The organism is Arthrobacter sp. BG3 (assembly GCF_056680185.1).
In genome coordinates this window covers 3743700-3761640 of record NZ_CM155270.1, presented here as the reverse complement: position 1 = coordinate 3761640, position 17941 = coordinate 3743700, and the positions used below count along the sequence as shown (strand labels likewise).

The window sequence follows — 17941 nt, the reverse complement described above, 5'->3', positions numbered from 1 at the left end:
GCCAGCCCCGGTCCGGGGCGGCTGGGGCGGAGAAGGAGCCGCTCAGCCGGAGGACGCCGTCCCCGCCCACGCGGCCGCTCAGGTACGCCGATATCCATGGCTGAAGCTTACTGAGCGGCCGCACCAATCGTCTGCTGCCCGGGACAGGAGCCCAGGATCCGCTTCATCGCCTCCTTCTCCGCGGGGGTGACCCACAGCCGGTAGGCCGCCTTGACGGAGATCTGCCGGGCGACATAGTGGCAGCGGAAGGACTTGTTCGGCGGAAGCCAGGTGGCGGCGTCGGATGCGCCCTTGTCCTGATTGGCCCGGCCGTCAACGGCGATCAGGTTCAGCGGATCGTTCGCCAGGTGTTCGCGTTGCCCCGCGGTCAACTGCTGGGCACCTTTTTGCCACGCATCCCCCAGGGCCACGACATGGTCCACCTGCACCGCCTTGCTGCTCGCGGCTCCCCGTCGGAACGTGGTCTGCCGGCCGGTGTACGGTTCCCGGAAGGATCCGGCGGCCACCAGGCAGCGGGAACCCTCGGCAAATTCGGCGTCCGGCAGGTCACGGCGGAGGATGTCATTGCGGGTATCGCAGCCGTTGCGGTCTGCGTCCAGCCAGGCCTGGCCGAAGGCGCTCCGGTCGTAATTGTCCTGGGCCGCGCGGCCCTTGACTTCCAGCGTTTCCAGCAACTCCGCGGCCGGGCCCGGCGGAACGGACCGTACGGAGGGGACGGCGTTCATCCAGCCGGCTGCCAGCACGGGCGCCTCACGGGGTCCGTCAGCGGGCGCGTCGAGTGCGGCAAACTGCCCGGCGGTGAAGAACCAGCCAAGCCCTGCGACCAGCGCGACTGCGGCGGCGGTCAACAGGACCCACGCCTGGCGGGACCGCCGTCGTGCCCGCCGGAATTCGGCCCAGGTGAGGCTCATGCGCTCATCCCGGAAGAATGCTCCCCGGCGTGCCTTTTCCGGGCCGCGCCGTGGGGTCCGGGGTGGTGCGAAGTCCTTCCACCCCCGAAGCTTAGGCCCGGCGCCCGCCGCCGGGGCCGTTGTCCACAGTGTGGAGGAAGGGTGCCCTGCTAATTCTCTTTCGTCACGCGCACAAGGTCTTCGTTGGCGAGGGCCATCAGCGATTCAAGTTGCTGGACCCGCGCATCGTCTACCTCACCAGCCGCATGCTTGGCACGGGCGTCATCGAGGAGCCGTTTGGCTTCCTTGACGTTCCGCCGCGCGACGTCGAGCGCGTGTTCCAGGGTGGTTTCGTGCTCTACTGCAGAGTTCTGTTCCATTGCACCATTGTGGTGCCCTTTCCCGGCCGATTCCAGAGGACCGGCCGGGAAGGCGGAACAAAGTCAGCGGCGTGCCGTCAGGCCGTGACCTCGACGGGAAGGCCGGCCGCCTCCAGGGTTGCTGCTGCATCCTTGGCCGGGAATGACGGCGGGTTCACGCCGGCCATTTCCTCCATGACGCGGACCACCTGGCAGCTGTAGCCGAACTCGTTGTCGTACCAGACGTAGAGCACGAGGTTCTTGTCGTTGGAGATGGTGGCCAGGCCGTCGACGATCCCGGCGCGGCGGGAGCCGACGAAGTCCGTGGAGACAACCTCGGGCGAATCGATGTAGTCGACCTGCTTCCGCAGTTCCGAGTGCAGCGACATTTCCCGCAGGTAGTCGTTGACCTCGTCCTTGGTGGTGCCGTTTTCCAGGCTCAGGTTCAGGATGGCCAGGGACACGTCAGGGGTGGGGACGCGGATGGAGCTGCCGGTGAGCTTGCCCAGCAGTTCCGGCAGGGCCTTCGCCACGGCCTTGGCGGCCCCGGTCTCGGTGATGACCATGTTGAGCGCGGCGGAGCGTCCGCGGCGGTCACCCTTGTGGAAGTTGTCGATCAGGTTCTGGTCGTTGGTGAAGGAGTGGACCGTCTCGACGTGCCCGTGCACCACGCCGTAGCGGTCATTGATCGCCTTCAGCACCGGGGTGATGGCGTTGGTGGTGCAGGATGCCGCGGAGACGATCCTGTCCGAGTCAGTGATGGTGCCGTGGTTGATGCCGTGCACGATGTTCTTCAGTTCGCCCTTGCCCGGAGCGGTGAGCAGCACGCGGGAAACGCCCTTGCTCTGCAGGTGCTGGGACAGGCCCTCGGCGTCGCGCCAGCGTCCCGTGTTGTCGACGACAAGAGCGTCGTGGATGCCGTAGGCGGCGTAGTCCACCGTCGCGGGGTTGTCCGAGTAAATGACCTGGATCTGGACACCGTTGGCGGTGATGGTGTCGTTCTCGAGGTCCACCTTGATGGTGCCCTCGAAGGAGCCGTGGACCGAGTCGCGGCGCAGCAGGCTGGCGCGCTTGGCGAGGTCGTTGTCCGAGCCGCGGCGCACCACGATGGCGCGCAGGCGCAGGCCATGGCCGCCGCCGGCCTTTTCGATCAGGAGGCGGGCCAGGAGCCGGCCGATCCGGCCAAAGCCGTAGAGGACGACGTCGGTGCTGGTGCGGTCGTCGCCGCCGCGCTTGCCAACAACCTCGGCGAGTTCCACACGGAGGAACTCGTCCAGGGTGGCGCCATTTCCCTCGACCCGGTACTTCTCGGTGAGTCGGGCAATGTCGATGGCAGCAGCGCCGAGCTCAAGCTTGGTCAGGGCGTCCAGCAGCGGAGCCGTTTCCTCGAGGCGCAGTTCTTCCTTGCTCATCCGGCGGGCGAAGCGGTGCGCCTTAAGGATGTTCATGGTGGACTTGTTGATCAGGCTGCGACCGTGGATGGAGGTGACCACATTGTTCTCGCGGTACAGCCGGCCGATCACCGGGATCATGGCCTCGGCGAGCGCCTCCCGGCCCATCCACGTATCAAGACAAGAATCTGACGTCTGGCTCACAGAAATACCTTCCTAGAATCCACTGCATACGACGTCGTATGCGGAAGTCGGCTGCCGGAGGGTGTCCGGAACCTCGGCGCCGGCGGGGATTCGGTCCACCCCGGGCGCCTGTGTCGAGCAAAGAAAAGCCACCGGCTGCGAACGCAGACCCGGCGGCAGAACTTCTACGTTCAGCATCCAGTCTACCGGCGGCACTGCTCAGCCCGGTCCCCGGTGACGCGTGAAATGACTCACACAGCGCGCCGCCGGCGCTGGGATGATGTTCAAGATTGGGGCACTCCTGACGGGGGTCTTGCTGTGTACCGGCTGCCCCTCGGCGGCTCCGCCGGAGGTTCCGGCGTCGGAGGTTCCGGCGTCGTCATCGCTGGCTGGATGTTGGCTGGCGAGTCGGTCCCGGGGCAGCCATGTGCAAACGCAGCCGGAGGCCCGATCTTGTGTCACCGTTCGCAGTGGACTTCTTCGCGTACCCGCTCAGACCGGTCAACGGCGCACCCGATAGCGCAGGTGAAGCACCCGGTTGCCCTGAATCACCACGTCGGGATCCTCCAACAGGTGCTGCGCGTGGACCGACCCGAAGTAGCGCTTGCCCGACCCGAACACGACGGGTACGACGTCCATCCGCACCTCGTCGACCAGGCCCGCGGCAAGCACCTGGCCACCGACATCGCCAGCGGCGACCTCGACGATGCGGTCACCCGCGAACTCCTGCGCCTTGGCCACGGCAACCTCGACGCCGTCGGCGAAGTGAAACGGCGCCTCGGGGTCCCAGCCCTCGGGCTTCGGCCGGTGCGTCACTACGACCACGTGGTCGACCCCGCCCGGAGGCTTCCCGTCCCAGCCGTCCGTCATGTCGAAGACGTGGCGGCCCACGATTGTCGCCCCGATCTGGTCCCAGTACGGCCGGGTGTAGTCGTAGGACGTCTGCGACACCTTAACCTCGCCGCTCTCGTCCAACGGCACGTCACCGCTGGACAACCAGTCGAACAGCGGCCCGGGCTGGTCGTTCTCGTCCGCAATGAAGCCGTCCACCGACACCGAGCTGTACATGACCACCTTCCCCACGGGGCTCTCCTTTGCTTTGGGGTGCCCCCTAATAGCGCGTGAGTAGCGGGCGTGTGATGTCGTCGACAGCGGCGGCCGGCGCGCCGGTGGCCGGGTAGGGGTCGAGGTCTCCCGAAGATGGAAGTTCTCACGCTGCCCATCCGGAAGACCTCGACGAGCCTGACGCTACCCCCGGGGCGGGCTTTGCCGCCCTGATCTGACCGTGTTCTGCCGACTCGCCGAGCCCGGTCCCGAAGTGACCGGACAGCGGTTCGAGCCGGACCGTGCTGTTCTGGCCTGTCGCGTCGTCGAGCCCGGCGGGTCGGATGAGAGGTGGTGTCCTACCGGGCGTCCTGAAGGATCATGTCGACGGCCTTTTCCGCGATCATGATGGTCGGTGCCTGCGTATTGGCGCTCACAAGCCGGGGCATGATCGAGGAGTCAACGACGCGCAACCCCTCCAGCCCATGGACCTTGAGCCGCGGCGACACCACAGACTCGTCGGTGGTTCCCATGGCGCAGGTGCCTACCGGGTGGTACGAGGTCCGCCCGTAGGAGCGTACGAATTTCACGTACTCGTCGACGGTTTCCACCCGGGTGCCGTCGCCAATGTGCTCCGCCTTAACCAGCGCGGCCATTGATGACTGCTCCATGATCTCGCGGCTCTGCTGCACGCCGGCGATGGCCATCTCGAGGTCGTAGTCGTCGGCGAGGTAGTTCGGATCAATGAGCGGCGCCTGTGCCGGGTCGGAGGACGCGGGACGCACCGTTCCCCGGCTCCTGGGCCGCAGGAAATACGAGTTCAACGTGGCCCCGAATCCGGGCCGCAGGGCCGCTGCGCCGGTCCCCACCCGCGCGGCGGGCAGGAAGTGGAACTGCAGGTCGGGGGTCTTCTCGTCCTTGTTTGCGTAGCTGAAGCCCCCGGCCTCCACCAGGGTGGACGCGAACGGTCCCGAACGGAAAGCCAGGTACTCGACGCCGGCCAGGACCGTTGCGGGGCGCATCTGGTTGAGCCGGTCCAGGCTGTGGTAGTCCCTGAGTTCGTAGACGATGTCGACATCGCAGTGGTCGTGCAGGTTTTTGCCGACGCCGGGCAGGGCGTGGACGGTGTCGATGCCGGCTGCGGCAAGATCCGCCGGGTCCCCGATGCCCGAGAGCTGCAGCAGCTTGGGCGAGCCGAAGGCGCCGGCGGAGACGATCACTTCGCGGTTGGCGCTGTACGTTCGCGCACTGCCGCCTTCGATCGCCTGGATTCCGATGGCCCGGCCATCCCGGATGATCACCCTGGAGACGGTCACGTTGGCGCGGATGGTGAGATTGGGCCGCTTGCGGGCCGGCTTGAGATAGGCAACAGCCGCGCTGCACCGGCGGCCGTTCTTCGTGGTGGTCTGGTAGAAGCCGACGCCGTACTGCTCGGCACCGTTGAAGTCGCTGTTGTAGGGCAGGCCGAATTCCTGCCCCGCTTTCACGAAGGCCGCCGAGAGCTTGTGCGGGCGCAGCAGGTCGGAGACCCCGAGCGGGCCCAGGGTCCCGTGGTGCGGTGCCGAGAGACGGCTGTTCGATTCCGAGCGCACGAAGTACTTGCCCACCTCATCGGCAGACCACCCTTCACAGCCGAAGTCCGTCACCCAGCTGTCATAGTCCTCGGCCACGCCGCGGGTGAAGACCTGCGAGTTGATGGACCCCCCGCCGCCCAGCACCCGGCCCTGGGCGAGCGGGATGCGGCGGCCGTTGCTGTGCCGCTGCGGAATGCTTGCGTAGTCCCACTGGTAGGGTCCGCCCTTGAGTTTCGGGAATCCCGCTGGGACGTGGATGAACGGGTGCCGGTCGGACCTGCCCGCCTCGAGCAGGAGGACCCGGACGGAGGGGTCTTCACTGAGCCGGCCGGCCAGGACGCTGCCACCGCTGCCGCCCCCGGCAATGACATAGTCGTATGCTTCCTCATCCGGCACGTTGACTCCTATGCTTCTGGTTGGCTGCACCGTTGCTTGAAACGTTGACTGCAGTCTCTGGCGCCGCAGGGATGATGTCAAGCATTTGCTTCAGCCTCCAGCGCCGCGGGGGGTCCACTGCGTGAGCGGCCATCCGGACGTCGAAGGAGGCCGGCAGGACCCGCCAGTGCCCTAGAATCCGCGGATCGGGAGCCTTGCCCCGTAGGATGTTCGCATGGGACTTATAATCACACTACTTATCATCTGGCTCGTTCTTTCGATTCTTGGCTTTGCCGTCAAGGGCCTGCTTTGGCTGGCCGTCATTGGCCTGGTCCTTTTTGTGGCAACCGGGGTTTGGGGCTGGGTGAAGCGGAAGGCTTAGGCCTGATTCTCTGCCCGGTTTTTTCGGCGGCGTCCTGCACCACACGGTGCCGGGCGCCGCTTTCGTTTGCCTGCAAGGAGGGCGGCGGCGAATGCCCGGCGGCCCGGCCTTGCGGGGACTACCCCGGCGAAGCGGGGGCGCCCCCGGGCGAAGCAAGCAGCGGGGGCGCAGGGATACTCCCTGCGGTGTGAATGGATGGGTTGACCGATACGCCGGGTTCTGTGTTCCCGCGCCGTTGCCAGCGCGGGAGTAGCGGCCATCCATCTACGAACGCCGTTGCCGACGCCCTCCAGCAGCCTACCCGGGCACTCGGGCGAGCAGCCCTCAAACGTGCCCTGTCTGGCCTTGCTCCGGGTGGGGTTTACCTAGCCTTCCCGGTCACCCGGGAAGCTGGTGGTCTCTTACACCACCGTTTCACCCTTACCTGCCCTGCAGCCCGTGCACGCACGCGCCGCATGCAGGCGGTCTGTTCTCTGTGGCACTGGCCTGCGGGTTACCCCGAGTGGGCGTTACCCACCACCCTGCCCTGCGGAGCCCGGACGTTCCTCGAGCCACTTGCGTGACGCGCGGCCGCCTGGTCAACCCATCCGCTGTTCATTCTACGGTCTCCCCGGCAACTGCCCTCCCGCCGGATCCTTTTCGGGCCTCCGGTGGGAGAATTTAGAAAGGAAGTATCCTCCCAGGTAAGGAACGATTCCGATGGACTGGACCGCCATTATCATGTGGCTGGTCGCCGCGGCTCTGGTAATCATACTGGCCAAAATGGCGATCCGAATTGTGCGGCAGTACGAGCAGGGGGTCCTGTTCCGGCTCGGCCGGGTGGTCGGCGTCCGGATGCCCGGTCTGCGTCTTATTATCCCGGTTATCGACAAGCTCACCCTCGTCAGCCTGCGGATCGTGACGATGCCCATCCAGTCACAAGGAATCATCACCCAGGACAATGTGAGCGTGGACATCTCCGCGGTGGCCTACTACCGGGTCGTTGACGCGGTGAAGTCCGTGGTGGCGATCGAAAACGTGTCGGCGGCCATCAACCAGATCGCCCAGACCACCCTGCGGAAAGTCGTCGGACGGCACAGCCTGGACCAGACGCTCTCGGAAACGGAGCGCATCAACAGCGATATCCGCGAGATCCTCGACGCCCTCACACTGGAGTGGGGCGTCGAGGTTACCCTCGTGGAGCTCAAGGACATCCAGCTGCCGGAGACCATGAAGCGCGCCATGGCACGCCAGGCCGAAGCCGAGCGTGAAAAGCGGGCGAAGATTATTTCCGCCGAGGGTGAGTCGATAGCCGCTACGGCCCTGGGTGACGCCTCGGACACGATGATGGCGCACCCGCTCGCGCTCCAGCTGCGGAACCTGCAGTCCCTGGTGGAAATCGCCGTGGACAAGAACTCGACAGTCGTCTTCCCGGCACCGCTGATGAGCACCATCGGGGAGCTGTCCGCCTTCCTCGCCCGCGAAAACCAGGCAGCCCAGGCAGCCCAGGCTTCCAGGGCACAGGCTCCACCGGCTCCCCCGGCCCAGGCTCCACCATTCAAGGCGGTGTAGCCCGCGGGTACCCCGGCCCCGTCCAGACGGGCGCCTTCGGAACCACGGGCGCGGCTAAGATTGGACGGTGCTGATTCTGCTGCCGCCCTCCGAAGGCAAGACCCCTGCCACGGCCGGCGACGCCGTCGACTGGACCACCCTGAGCTTCCCCGGGCTGAACGCGTACCGGGCCAAGGTGCTGGAGGGGCTCGGCACGGTCAGTGCCCATGAGGACGCGCTGGCGCTTCTTGGCGTCGGTGCCTCGCTGCGGGCCGACGTCGAACGCAACACGAGGCTGCACGCCGAGCCGGCGGCCCCCGCCCATCAGGTCTACTCCGGCGTGCTCTACGACGCACTGGACTACAACTCCCTCACCCCGGCGCAGCGGAAGAAAGCCGACGGGTGCGTCCTGGTCATTTCCGCGCTCTGGGGGGCCATCCGCTTCGGCGACCGGGTGCCCGCCTACCGGCTGTCGATGGCGACCACGCTGCCCGACGTCGGGCGCCTGGCGTCCTTCTGGAAGCCGCAGCTCACTGCGGCCCTCGCCGTCGCCGCGGAAGGGGAACTGCTGGTGGACTGCCGCTCCAGCACCTACGCCGCCGCGTGGACTCCCCCGCCGGCGCAGACCGTTGCCGTCAACGTGTTCACCGAGGTCCACGGGGTACGGAAAGTGGTCAGCCACTTCGCCAAGCACACCCGGGGCGAACTCGCCCGGCACATGCTGGCCCGCCGGGGCAAGGCGCCGCAGACTCCCTCCCAGCTGAGACAAGCCGCCGCCGAGAAGTGGACCACCGAACTGGTCGCGGGCACGGCCCGGAAGCCGCACACCCTCAACCTCATCCTCCCCGCCTAACCCGCAGCACTAATACCGCAGCAGGGGCCGTTTTGAGTGTTCAAAACGGCCCCTGCTGCGAGCTAGATGGGTGGCTAGGCCCATTCGGCGGAACGCACCAGGATGCAGCCGGAATCCGGGCAGAACACCACGTCGTCCTCGGCCGCGGCCTTGATTTCGGCGAGGTCGCCGGGGCTCAACTGCATGCCCGAGCCCTCGGATGTCCCGTGGAACAGGCGGGCTGCTCCAACACCGCGCTTGGCGAGGGTCTTCTCGTAGATGGCCAGCAGGCCGGCGTCGAGCCCCTCGGCGAACTCGGCGCGCTTGCCGCGCACCACCGTGGCCTCGGCGGCGATCTCGGCGAGCTGCTCGTCCAGCTCGGAGCGGATGGAGCCGAAGGAGCCCTGGATGTCATCCACGATCTGCTGCTGGCTGGCCTGGCGCAGGCGGAGGGAGTCCAGCCGCTCCAGCACTTCCAGCTCGACGTCCTCAAGGTCCGAGCGGCGTTTGTTGAGGGACACCAGGTCGCGCTGCAGGGCCACGAGGTCCTTGGAAAGGCCGGTGCCGCTGTTAAGCCTGGCCTCGTCGCGTTCGATCCGGGTGGCAACCTGCTCCACGTCCGCTTCGGCACGTTTGAGCTCGAGTTCCGCGTCGTGGACAGCCATCTTCGCAGCCCCGAGTTCACCGGTGGCCACACTGAGTGCTGCTTCAAGATCGGTGATCCGGGAGTCGCTTTCAAGGCTTCGGCGGCGGTTGGACAGGGATTTGAGTTTTGCGTCAAGTCCCTGCAATTCGAGCAACTTCAACTGTTCCGCCGGTGCTGCCTTGGCCACTATTTACCTCCGCTTGTTCCCTGCCGGCCGGAGCCGGGCACCTATTCGGCGCTCCCTAGACTCTAGTCCCCGCCCGGAGTCAGAATGAAGTCCCACGGATCGCTGTTGGTGGTGCTGACCCGGATGTCGACGTCGTGCCCCTGGTCGTTCAGCACATTGCCCAGCGCCTCCGCCGCGGCAGGCAGCCACAGCCACTCGCTGGCGAAGTGGGAAACGTCGATCAGGTACGGCCGGTCGTTGACCGCCGCCTCGCGGGCCTCCGACGCCGGATGGTGCCGCAGATCGGCGGTCAGGAAGACATCGGCGTTACTGGCCCGGACCTGGCCGAAGAGCGAATCACCCGCGCCGCCGCAGAGCGCCACGCGCCGAACCAGCCCGTCCCGGTCCCCGGACACGCGCACCCCGCCGGCAACCGAGGGCAGGATGCCGAAGACGCGGGCGGCGAAGTCGCCCAGGGTCTGGACCTCGGCCAGGTCACCGACCCGTCCGATGCCTTCCTCCGGCAGGCCGTTCGCGGCCGGGGTCAGCGGGGCAACGTTCTGCAGCCCCAGGGCGTCGGCCAGGACATCAGAGACTCCGCCGACGGCTGAATCCCCGTTGGTGTGTACCGTGAGCAGCCCCGTCCCCGATTCAATCAGGCGGTGCACGGCCCGGCCCTTGGCGGTGGTTGCCGCAACCGAGGTGACCCCCTTGAGCAGCAGCGGATGGTGGGTGATCAGCAGCTCGGCGCCATAGTCGATGGCCTCCTCGATCACCTCGAGGGTCGGGTCGACGGCGAAGAGGATCCTGTGCACTTCGGCGGCGGGGCGGCCGACGACGAGCCCCACCTCGTCCCAGTCCTCCGCGAGGGATTCGGGCCAGAGTTCTTCCACGGCCAGCAGGACCATGCCCAGGGTGGGCGCCTCGGGGGATTCCCCGGATCCGTCGCCGGCACCGTTGGTTCCCTCGGGGGGGCCAGCTGAAACGTCGGTGTGTACAGGTTCCATACCCCCATTTTTACCCTATCGGCGGGCCCTCCCCGCAGCCGTCGGGAATCATCGGGGCCCTTCAACCATTGAAGAGAGCATGAGAACTTTTGTCCTCGGCGGAGGCTGCTTCTGGTGCCTCGACGCCGTTTACCAGAAAACCAAGGGTGTCAGCGCTGTAGTTTCGGGCTACACCGGAGGCCATCACCGCAATCCCGACTACTACACCGTCTGCTCCGGAACCACCGGCCATGCCGAGGTGGTGGCCGTGACTTTCGACGAGGAGGTCACCCCGGCGGAGGTCATCCTGGACATGTTCTTCGCACTCCATGACCCCACCACGCTCAACCGTCAGGGATACGACGTCGGGACCCAGTACCGCTCTTCGATGTTCTATGAGACGACCGAGGAGAAGATCCTTTTCGAGGAGGCGATCGAGCGGAACCAGTCGCTGTGGGCGCATCCGATCGTGACGGAGGTGAGCCGGCTGCCGGTGTTCCACCGGGCCGAGGAAATCCATCAGGACTACTTCGCCAAGTTCCCGGAGCAGGGCTACTGTCAGGTGATCATCAACCCGAAACTGGCCAAAGCCAGGAAATATTACTCAGCATGGCTTAATGCTTAGCTGGGGCCCGCGGCCCCTCGTTAGGCTGACCTCAGTATCCCCTCCTCAACAGACAGGCGCAGACACCCATGGCACGGATCTATGACGACGTTACCCAGCTGGTCGGCGGCACCCCGCTGGTCCGGCTCAACCGGCTGACCGAAGGCCTTGACGCCACCGTGGCGGTCAAGCTGGAGTTCTACAACCCGGCCAACAGCGTCAAGGACCGGATCGGTGTCGCGATCGTCGACGCCGCGGAGAAGTCCGGTGCACTCAAGCCCGGCGGCACCATCGTTGAAGGCACGTCCGGCAACACCGGAATCGCCCTGGCCATGGTCGGCGCTGCCCGCGGCTACAAGGTCATCCTGACCATGCCGGAGACAATGTCCACCGAACGCCGTGTCATGCTCCGCGCCTATGGCGCCGAAATTGTGCTCACTCCCGGCTCCGAGGGCATGCGTGGCGCCGTTGAGAAGGCCCAGGAGATCGTCGCGAACACGGAAAATTCGATCTGGGCCCAGCAGTTCGCCAATGAGGCCAACCCGGAGATCCACCGCCAGACCACGGCCGAGGAAATCTGGTCGGACACCGACGGCAAGGTAGACATCTTCGTCGCCGGCGTCGGCACCGGCGGAACCATCACCGGCGTCGGACAGGTGCTCAAGGAGCGCAAGCCCGAGGTGCAGATCATCGCCGTCGAGCCGAAGGACTCCCCCATCCTCAACGGCGGGGCTCCGGGCCCGCACAAGATCCAGGGCCTCGGCGCCAACTTCGTCCCGGAAATCCTGGACACGAACGTCTATGACGAGGTCATCGACGCCACCCTGGAGGACTCGGTCCGCGTGGCCCGCGAGCTCGGCGTCAAGGAAGGCATCCTCGGCGGCATCTCCTCAGGCGCGATTGTCTGGGCAGCCCTTGAGCTCGCCAAGCGCCCGGAGAACGCCGGTAAGCTGATTGTTGCTATTGTCTGCGACTTCGGTGAGCGGTACATCTCCACCGTGCTGTACGACGACATCCGTGGCTGAGTCCAGCCCGCTATCCCCGATTTCGTAGAAAGGTCTTTGTGAGCTTCTTCGCGAGACTGAAGGAAGACCTCGATGCCGCCCGGTCGCACGACCCGGCGGCTCGAGGCTCTGTCGAGAACTTCTTCACCTATTCCGGCCTGCACGCAATCTGGGCGCACCGGCTGACGCACCGGCTGTGGCAGAACCCGGCGCTCCGCTTTCCGGCACGGCTGATCTCCCAGCTGGCCCGGTTTCTCACCGGGATCGAGATCCACCCCGGGGCCACGATCGGCCGCCGCTTCTTCATCGACCACGGCATGGGGGTGGTCATCGGGGAGACCGCCGAAATCGGCGAGGACGTCATGATCTACCACGGCGTGACCCTCGGCGGCCGCTCCCTGGCCAAGGTCAAGCGCCACCCCACCCTTGAGGACCGCGTCGTCATCGGGGCCGGGGCCAAGATTCTGGGACCCATCACCATCGGCCGGGACAGCGCCGTGGGCGCCAACGCCGTGGTGGTCAAGGACGCCCCGGCGGAATCGATCCTCACGGGGGTGCCGGCCACCTGGCGGCACCGGGACGCGCAGCGTGAGACCAAGGCCGCCGTCGACCCGGCCGAATACCTGATCGAATACCGGATCTAGTAGGCCCAGCTGCCGCCGGGACGGGCCCCGGCGCGGACGCTATGCGGGAAACCGCTTGTAGATGTTCCAGATCACGACGTCGAAGGCACGGTCCGGCAGCAGCCGCCGCAGCAGCAGGATGGCCCGGGCGCCCTTGCCGACCGGGTACCGGGTCCTGGGCTTCGGGGACGTCGCGGCGTGCACGATGGCGTCGGCAATGACGTGCGGCGGCGTGGACATGGTGGAACCCACGGTGGAGGCCAGCGCAGCCGCCACGACTTTCGCCTGGTCCATGTAGGGCCCGTGGCCGGACGTGGCCAGCAGGCTGTCGCCGGAGATGGCGCCCCATTCGGATTCGGTCCCCGACGGCTCGATGATTGACACGTCGATGCCGTGGGGCTTGAGTTCGATCCGCAGTGAATCGCTCAGGCCCTCGACGGCGAACTTCGTGGCGTGGTACCAGGCACCCAGCGGTTCGTACATCTTTCCGCCGATCGAGGACACGTTGATGATCCTCCCCCGCCCCGCGGCCCGCATTCCGGGGAGCACCAGCTGGGTCATCCGCGCCAGCCCGAAGAGGTTGACGTCGAACTGCCGCCGGCCCTCGGCCAGCTCCACTTCCTCCAGCGAGCCGTAGGAACCGTAGCCGGCATTGTTGACCAGCACGTCGACCCGGCCGTGGGCGGCAATAACCTGCTCCACGGCGGCGGCCATGGACTCCTCGTCCGTGACGTCCAGCGCCAGGACCGTCACCCCGTGGGCCTTGAGGGGCTCCATCTTCTCGACGCGGCGGGCCCCGGCATAGACGGTGAATCCGTGCGCCGCGAGCTTCCAGGCGGTCTCATAACCGATTCCGGTGGACGCACCGGTGACGAATGCTACGGGCTGGGACATCTGCGGGTCTCCTGGCTTGCGGGGGCGGGTGGTGGGACGGACGCCGGGAAGGATCCCGGGGGAACACGAACGGCCGGTGCTCCCAGAGTAACGGGGAGCACCGGCCGTTCGCGTCGGCGGGAAGACTAGTGGGTGTCCACTGCCTCGATTTCAGACTTGTCCTCGCCCCAGAGGGTGTGGAAGGTACCTTCGGCATCGACACGGCCGTAGGTGTGCGCCCCGAAGAGGTCACGCTGGCCCTGGATCACGGCGGCCGGCAGGCGCTTGCGGCGCAGGCCGTCGTAGTAGGCCAGCGAGGAGGAGAACACCGGCACCGGGATGCCGAGCTGGACCGCGGTGGAGACCACGCGGCGCCAGGCCGGGAGGACGTCGGCGATCGCCTTGGTGAAGGCCGGGGCGAAGAGCAGGTTGGCCGGCTTCTCCGCCGCGGCGTAGGCCTTGGTGATCTCCTTGAGCAGTTCGGCGCGGATGATGCAGCCGCCGCGCCACAGGGAGGCGATCTCGTCCAGCTTCAGGTCCCAGCCGTATTCCTTGGCGGCCGAGGTGAGCATGTCCAGCCCCTGCGCGTAGGAGACCAGCTTGGAGGCGTACAGCGCCTGCCGGACGTCCTCGACGAAGCTCTCGGGGATCTCGACGTCGGCCTCGCCGCCGGCGAGCAGTTCCTGGGCCAGCTTCCGCTGCTCCGTCTGGGAGGACAGGGCCCGGGCGAAGACCGATTCGGCGATGCCCGACGTCGGGGAGCCCAGCTCGAGTGCGGAGATGACCGTCCAGCGGCCGGTGCCCTTCTGGCCGGCCGCGTCCACCACGACGTCGACGAACGGCTTGCCGGTCTTCGCGTCCACGTGGCCGAGGACTTCGGCGGAGATCTCGATCAGGAAGGAGGCGAGGTCTCCCTGGTTCCATTCGGCGAAGATCCTGGCCTGCTCGGCCGGTTCAATCCCTGCGCCGGAGCGCAGCAGGTCGAACGCTTCACCGATGACCTGCATGTCGGCGTATTCGATGCCGTTGTGGACCATCTTGACGAAGTGGCCGGCGCCGTCGGTGCCGATCCAGGCGCAGCAGGGCTTGCCGTCGACGTGGGCGGCGATCTTCTCCAGCAGCGGGCCCAGGGCGTCGTAGGACTCCTTCGAGCCGCCGGGCATGATCGAGGGGCCGTTGAGGGCACCTTCCTCGCCGCCGGAGACGCCGATGCCGACGAAGTGCAGGTCCTTCTTGGCAAGCGCGGCCTCCCGGCGGCGGGTGTCCTCATAGTGGGAGTTGCCTGCGTCGATGATGATATCGCCCGGTTCCAGGAGCGGCTCGAGCTGTTCGATCACGGAATCGACCGGCTTGCCGGCCTTGACCATGATCAGCACGCGGCGCGGCTTCTCCAGCGCGTCGACGAGCTCCTGCAGGGTCTCCGTGCGGACAAAGTCGCCGTCCGTGCCATGCTTCTCCAGCAGGGCGTCGGTCTTCTCGACGGACCGGTTGTGCAGGGCAACGGTGAAGCCGTTCCGGGCCAGGTTGCGGGCGAGGTTGGCCCCCATCACCGCAAGGCCGGTGACACCGATGTGTGCTGACATCAAAACTCCAATTCATTTCTGTGCAACTCGTGCAGTTCGTCCCGCGCGGGAGGCGGGACCCATCTTCTTGGGATCAGTGGCTGTCAATAGACCATATGTATTTCCGGGGGGAGCTGGAAAGCCCTGCCCACGTGGCGGAATATGGCGCGTCACAAACAGTCTATGATTTTCGGCGCCCTCTCCGCCGGTCCTTGGCGAAACGGCGGCTGGAACAGGGTGCGCCGCACTATGCTTACGACTATGTCAACCAGCCTCCACCAGCGTGCGATCGAGCACCTCGGCACACGCATCGTCGCCGGCGAACTCCCGGCCGGCCACATCATGCTGGCCGAGCACATCGAGGATGAACTCAAGGTTTCCCGTTCGGTGGTCCGCGAGGCGGTGCGTGTCCTTCAGTCACTCGGCCTCGTCGAAACGACGAAACGTGTGGGCATCCGCGTGCTGCCGGCCAACCGCTGGAACCCCTTCGACCCCCAGGTCATCCGCTGGCGCCTCGCCGGGGAAGGCCGCGGCGCGCAGCTGCGCTCCCTCGCAGAGCTGCGCACCGCCGTCGAACCCGTGGCCGCCGAACTGGCCGCCGCCAACGCCCCCGAGGAGATCCGCCGCGAGCTCGTGGAGGTGTCGCACGCGATGCGCGACGCCGGGCAGGCCGGGGACGTGCCGAGGTTCCTGGAGCTGGACATCCATTTCCATTCCCTGCTGCTCACCGGCTCCGGAAACGAAATGTTTGCAAACCTGGTGGGCCAGGTGGCTGAGACGCTGACCGGGCGCACCGTGCACGGCCTGATGCCGGACCACCCGCGGGCGACGGCGCTGCTGTGGCACGTGGACCTGGCCGAGGCGATCGCCAGCGGCAACCCCGCGGCAGCCCGCGGGGCCTCGGACCGGATCATGCGGGAGACCATTTCGGAAATGGAACCCGAGTGGAAGGACCAGCCCAGGGTGTTCGTCCCGGTGCAACGGCCCTAGGACCGCAGGCACCGCCACGCCTGCGGCTCGGTCCACAGCCCGGTCCACAGCCCACCGCTCAGTTGTCAGCGGAGGGCCTGAAGTCCAGCAATACCTTGCCGGACTCGGCCGCGTTCCGGGCCACCTCGAAGGCCTCCAGCCCCTGGTCCAGCGTGAACGTGTGGGTGACCACCGGGTCCACGAACAGTGACCCGTCCGCGAGGGCGGCCACGACCTCGTCGATTTCGTCGTTGAAGCGGAAAGAACCCAGCAGCTCCAGTTCGCGGGTGATCGCCAGCGAGATCAGGACCGGCTGCGGGCCGGAGGGCAGGAGCCCCACCATCACGACCTTTCCGCCCCGGGCTGCACCCTGGACCGCGGACGCCAGTCCGTGATGGCTGCCGGAGGACTCGATGACGATGTCTGCCTCCACCGCGGCGATGGCCTCCGCATCGCCGCCTTTGAGGGTTTCGTCCGCGCCCACGGCACGGGCTATCTCCAGCGGCATGGTGTGCATGTCCACTGCCACGATCCGCTCCGCTCCCGCGCGTTTGAGCACAGCCACGGCCAGGGCGCCAATGGGGCCGCAGCCGATCACGAGTGCCGTTTTTCCCGCCACGTCGCCGGCACGCGAGACTGCATGCCACGCGACGCTGGCCGGTTCCACCAGCGCGGCCGTCCTCAGCCCCAGGCCTTCGGGCAGGGGACGCAGCATCCGGGCCGGAAGGGTGGCGTACCGGGTGAAGGCCCCGTCGGTGTGGGGGAAGCGTGCGGCGCTGCCCAGGTAGGTGCAGCCCGGGGACAGGTTCGGACGGTCTTCGGGGTACCGGACGGCGCCCGGGCCGGGTGTGGCGGGATGCACGGCGACAGCCGTGCCCGGCCCTGGCCCGGTGCCGTCGGCGGCGGCGACGAGCACGGTTCCCACAATCTCGTGGCCCAGGATCATGGGCTGCCGGAGGACCGACTCACCGGCAGCGCCGTGCATCCAGTAGTGCAGGTCCGAACCGCAGATGCCGCCGAATGCGACTTCGACCACCGCTTCATCGGGAGCCGGCGCGGACACGGGCACATCCTCGATCCTGAGGTCGCCCGCTGCGTGGGCCACCACCGCAGCCGCTGCTGCCGGCAGTTCCGGGACGCCCCCGGCCATCAGACCACCACCCATCAGACCACCACCGTCATTCCACCGTCGATGAAGATGGTCTGGCCGTTGACGAAATCCGAGCCGGCGGATGCAAGCCACACCGCCGGGCCGGCCAAGTCCTGCACTGTCCCCCACCGGTTCGCCGGGGTCCGGCCCAGGATCCAGGCGTTGAACTCCTCATCATCCACGAGGTTCTGCGTCATTTCGGTGTGGATGTAGCCCGGTGCAATGCCGTTGATCTGCAGCCCGGATCCGGCCCACTCCGCCGTCATTGCCCGGGTCAGGTTCCGGAGGCCGCCCTTGGCCGCGACGTAGGGGGCGATGGTGGGCCGGGCGAGGTCCGTCTGCACCGAGCAGATGTTGATGATCTTGCCCCGGCGGCGGGGAATCATGTGCCGCGCGGCGGCACGCCCCACGAGGAACGCACTGGTCAAATCCGTGGAGATCACCCGGTCCCAGTCCGCGACATCGAGCTCGAGCATCGGGACACGGTGCTGGATGCCGGCGTTGTTGACCAGGATTTCCAGCGGGCCGACGTTCTCTTCCACCCAGGCCACGCCCCGGGCTGCCTCGTCGTCGCTGGTGACGTCGAAGGCGCAGCTGTGGACCCGCCCGGGCGGGTAGTCGGCAGCCAAAGCAGCTTCCGCTGCCTTGAGCCGTTCGGCGTTCATGCCGTTGAGCACCACCGTGGCGCCGGCGTCGGCCAGCGCACGGGCCAGGGCATTGCCGATTCCCCGGCTGGAGCCGGTGACCAGTGCGGTCCGGCCAGTCAGGTCAAATAGTCCACTCATGGTTCGCTGTTCC

18 protein-coding genes, 1 other RNA gene and 1 pseudogene are annotated in these 17941 nt (G+C 67.0%); 8 read left to right on the top strand and 12 right to left on the bottom strand.

Annotated features, from left to right (window positions below):
• Positions 1–107: 107 nt before the first annotated feature.
• The 4 genes from AC1MFL_RS16915 to AC1MFL_RS16900 form a co-directional block, all read right to left on the bottom strand.
• A complete protein-coding gene (locus AC1MFL_RS16915) occupies positions 108–911 on the bottom strand; it encodes an HNH endonuclease family protein (protein WP_479811305.1) in 804 nt (267 codons plus the stop codon).
• A 149-nt stretch (positions 912–1060) separates the two neighbouring features.
• The gene (locus AC1MFL_RS16910; RefSeq protein ID WP_479811303.1) at positions 1061–1270 is read right to left on the bottom strand and encodes a hypothetical protein; all 210 of its coding nucleotides are present in this window, start codon (positions 1268–1270) and stop codon (positions 1061–1063) included.
• Between the two features lie 77 nt (positions 1271–1347).
• Positions 1348–2844 (bottom strand): glyceraldehyde-3-phosphate dehydrogenase, encoded by a 1497-nt coding sequence (locus AC1MFL_RS16905; protein ID WP_479811301.1) that lies wholly within the window; start codon positions 2842–2844, stop codon positions 1348–1350.
• Positions 2845–3324: 480 nt separating this feature from the next.
• The gene (locus tag AC1MFL_RS16900; RefSeq protein ID WP_479811299.1) at positions 3325–3906 is read right to left on the bottom strand and encodes a dihydrofolate reductase family protein; all 582 of its coding nucleotides are present in this window, start codon (positions 3904–3906) and stop codon (positions 3325–3327) included.
• Positions 3907–4096: 190 nt separating this feature from the next.
• Here AC1MFL_RS16900 and AC1MFL_RS16895 point away from each other — a divergent pair.
• Positions 4097–4255, top strand: a pseudogene (locus tag AC1MFL_RS16895) (ISL3 family transposase); the annotation flags it as partial.
• Here AC1MFL_RS16895 and AC1MFL_RS16890 read toward each other — a convergent pair.
• On the bottom strand, positions 4227–5837 hold the full coding sequence (locus AC1MFL_RS16890; RefSeq protein WP_479811297.1) for a GMC family oxidoreductase: 1611 nt from the start codon (positions 5835–5837) through the stop codon (positions 4227–4229). The pseudogene AC1MFL_RS16895 and the gene AC1MFL_RS16890 sit on opposite strands and share 29 nt — an antisense overlap.
• Positions 5838–6051: 214 nt before the next feature.
• On the opposite strand from AC1MFL_RS16890, the gene AC1MFL_RS16885 reads away from it, so the two are divergent.
• The gene (locus tag AC1MFL_RS16885; RefSeq protein WP_202129072.1) at positions 6052–6198 is read left to right on the top strand and encodes a hypothetical protein; all 147 of its coding nucleotides are present in this window, start codon (positions 6052–6054) and stop codon (positions 6196–6198) included.
• 192 nt (positions 6199–6390) lie between these two features.
• Here AC1MFL_RS16885 and rnpB read toward each other — a convergent pair.
• Positions 6391–6784, bottom strand: an RNA gene (gene rnpB / locus AC1MFL_RS16880) — RNase P RNA component class A.
• A 113-nt stretch (positions 6785–6897) separates the two neighbouring features.
• Here rnpB and AC1MFL_RS16875 point away from each other — a divergent pair.
• Both AC1MFL_RS16875 and AC1MFL_RS16870 read left to right on the top strand, forming a co-directional pair.
• On the top strand, positions 6898–7749 hold the full coding sequence (locus AC1MFL_RS16875) for a slipin family protein (protein ID WP_479811295.1): 852 nt from the start codon (positions 6898–6900) through the stop codon (positions 7747–7749).
• A 67-nt stretch (positions 7750–7816) separates the two neighbouring features.
• Positions 7817–8581 (top strand): YaaA family protein, encoded by a 765-nt coding sequence (locus AC1MFL_RS16870; RefSeq protein ID WP_479811293.1) that lies wholly within the window; start codon positions 7817–7819, stop codon positions 8579–8581.
• Positions 8582–8655: 74 nt separating this feature from the next.
• Here AC1MFL_RS16870 and AC1MFL_RS16865 read toward each other — a convergent pair whose 3' ends face one another.
• Positions 8656–9393, bottom strand: a complete 738-nt coding sequence (locus AC1MFL_RS16865) for a zinc ribbon domain-containing protein (RefSeq protein ID WP_479811291.1) — start codon at positions 9391–9393, stop codon at positions 8656–8658.
• A gap of 62 nt (positions 9394–9455) precedes the next feature.
• Entirely contained in the window at positions 9456–10379 is a 924-nt protein-coding gene (locus tag AC1MFL_RS16860) for a Nif3-like dinuclear metal center hexameric protein (RefSeq protein ID WP_479811289.1), read from the bottom strand.
• 79 nt (positions 10380–10458) lie between these two features.
• Between AC1MFL_RS16860 and msrA the strand changes: the two genes are divergently transcribed.
• The 3 genes from msrA to epsC all read left to right on the top strand — a co-directional run bounded on the left by msrA (position 10459) and on the right by epsC (position 12610).
• The gene (msrA, locus tag AC1MFL_RS16855) at positions 10459–10983 is read left to right on the top strand and encodes a peptide-methionine (S)-S-oxide reductase MsrA (RefSeq protein ID WP_479811287.1); all 525 of its coding nucleotides are present in this window, start codon (positions 10459–10461) and stop codon (positions 10981–10983) included.
• Positions 10984–11051: 68 nt separating this feature from the next.
• Positions 11052–11987 (top strand): cysteine synthase A, encoded by a 936-nt coding sequence (cysK, locus tag AC1MFL_RS16850; protein ID WP_479811286.1) that lies wholly within the window; start codon positions 11052–11054, stop codon positions 11985–11987.
• A 38-nt stretch (positions 11988–12025) separates the two neighbouring features.
• The gene (gene epsC, locus AC1MFL_RS16845) at positions 12026–12610 is read left to right on the top strand and encodes a serine O-acetyltransferase EpsC (RefSeq protein WP_479811285.1); all 585 of its coding nucleotides are present in this window, start codon (positions 12026–12028) and stop codon (positions 12608–12610) included.
• Between the two features lie 39 nt (positions 12611–12649).
• Here the strand turns inward: epsC and AC1MFL_RS16840 are convergent, their stop codons facing one another.
• Together AC1MFL_RS16840 and gndA are read right to left on the bottom strand one after the other, a co-directional pair.
• Positions 12650–13483 carry an oxidoreductase gene (locus AC1MFL_RS16840; RefSeq protein ID WP_479811283.1) on the bottom strand — a complete coding sequence of 278 codons (834 nt, stop codon included), beginning with the start codon at positions 13481–13483 and terminating at the stop codon, positions 12650–12652.
• Positions 13484–13608: 125 nt separating this feature from the next.
• On the bottom strand, positions 13609–15045 hold the full coding sequence (gene gndA / locus AC1MFL_RS16835) for an NADP-dependent phosphogluconate dehydrogenase (RefSeq protein ID WP_479811281.1): 1437 nt from the start codon (positions 15043–15045) through the stop codon (positions 13609–13611).
• A 240-nt stretch (positions 15046–15285) separates the two neighbouring features.
• Here gndA and AC1MFL_RS16830 point away from each other — a divergent pair, with 240 nt between their 5' ends.
• A complete protein-coding gene (locus tag AC1MFL_RS16830) occupies positions 15286–16014 on the top strand; it encodes a FadR/GntR family transcriptional regulator (protein ID WP_479811280.1) in 729 nt (242 codons plus the stop codon).
• 58 nt (positions 16015–16072) lie between these two features.
• On the opposite strand, the gene AC1MFL_RS16825 is transcribed toward AC1MFL_RS16830, so the two are convergent.
• Together AC1MFL_RS16825 and AC1MFL_RS16820 are read right to left on the bottom strand one after the other, a co-directional pair.
• On the bottom strand, positions 16073–17158 hold the full coding sequence (locus AC1MFL_RS16825) for an L-idonate 5-dehydrogenase (protein WP_479811279.1): 1086 nt from the start codon (positions 17156–17158) through the stop codon (positions 16073–16075).
• Positions 17158–17928, bottom strand: coding sequence for an SDR family oxidoreductase (locus tag AC1MFL_RS16820; protein WP_479811278.1), 771 nt, complete (start codon positions 17926–17928; stop codon positions 17158–17160). Before AC1MFL_RS16820 ends, AC1MFL_RS16825 begins: the two co-directional genes overlap by 1 nt.
• Positions 17929–17941 lie beyond the last annotated feature (13 nt).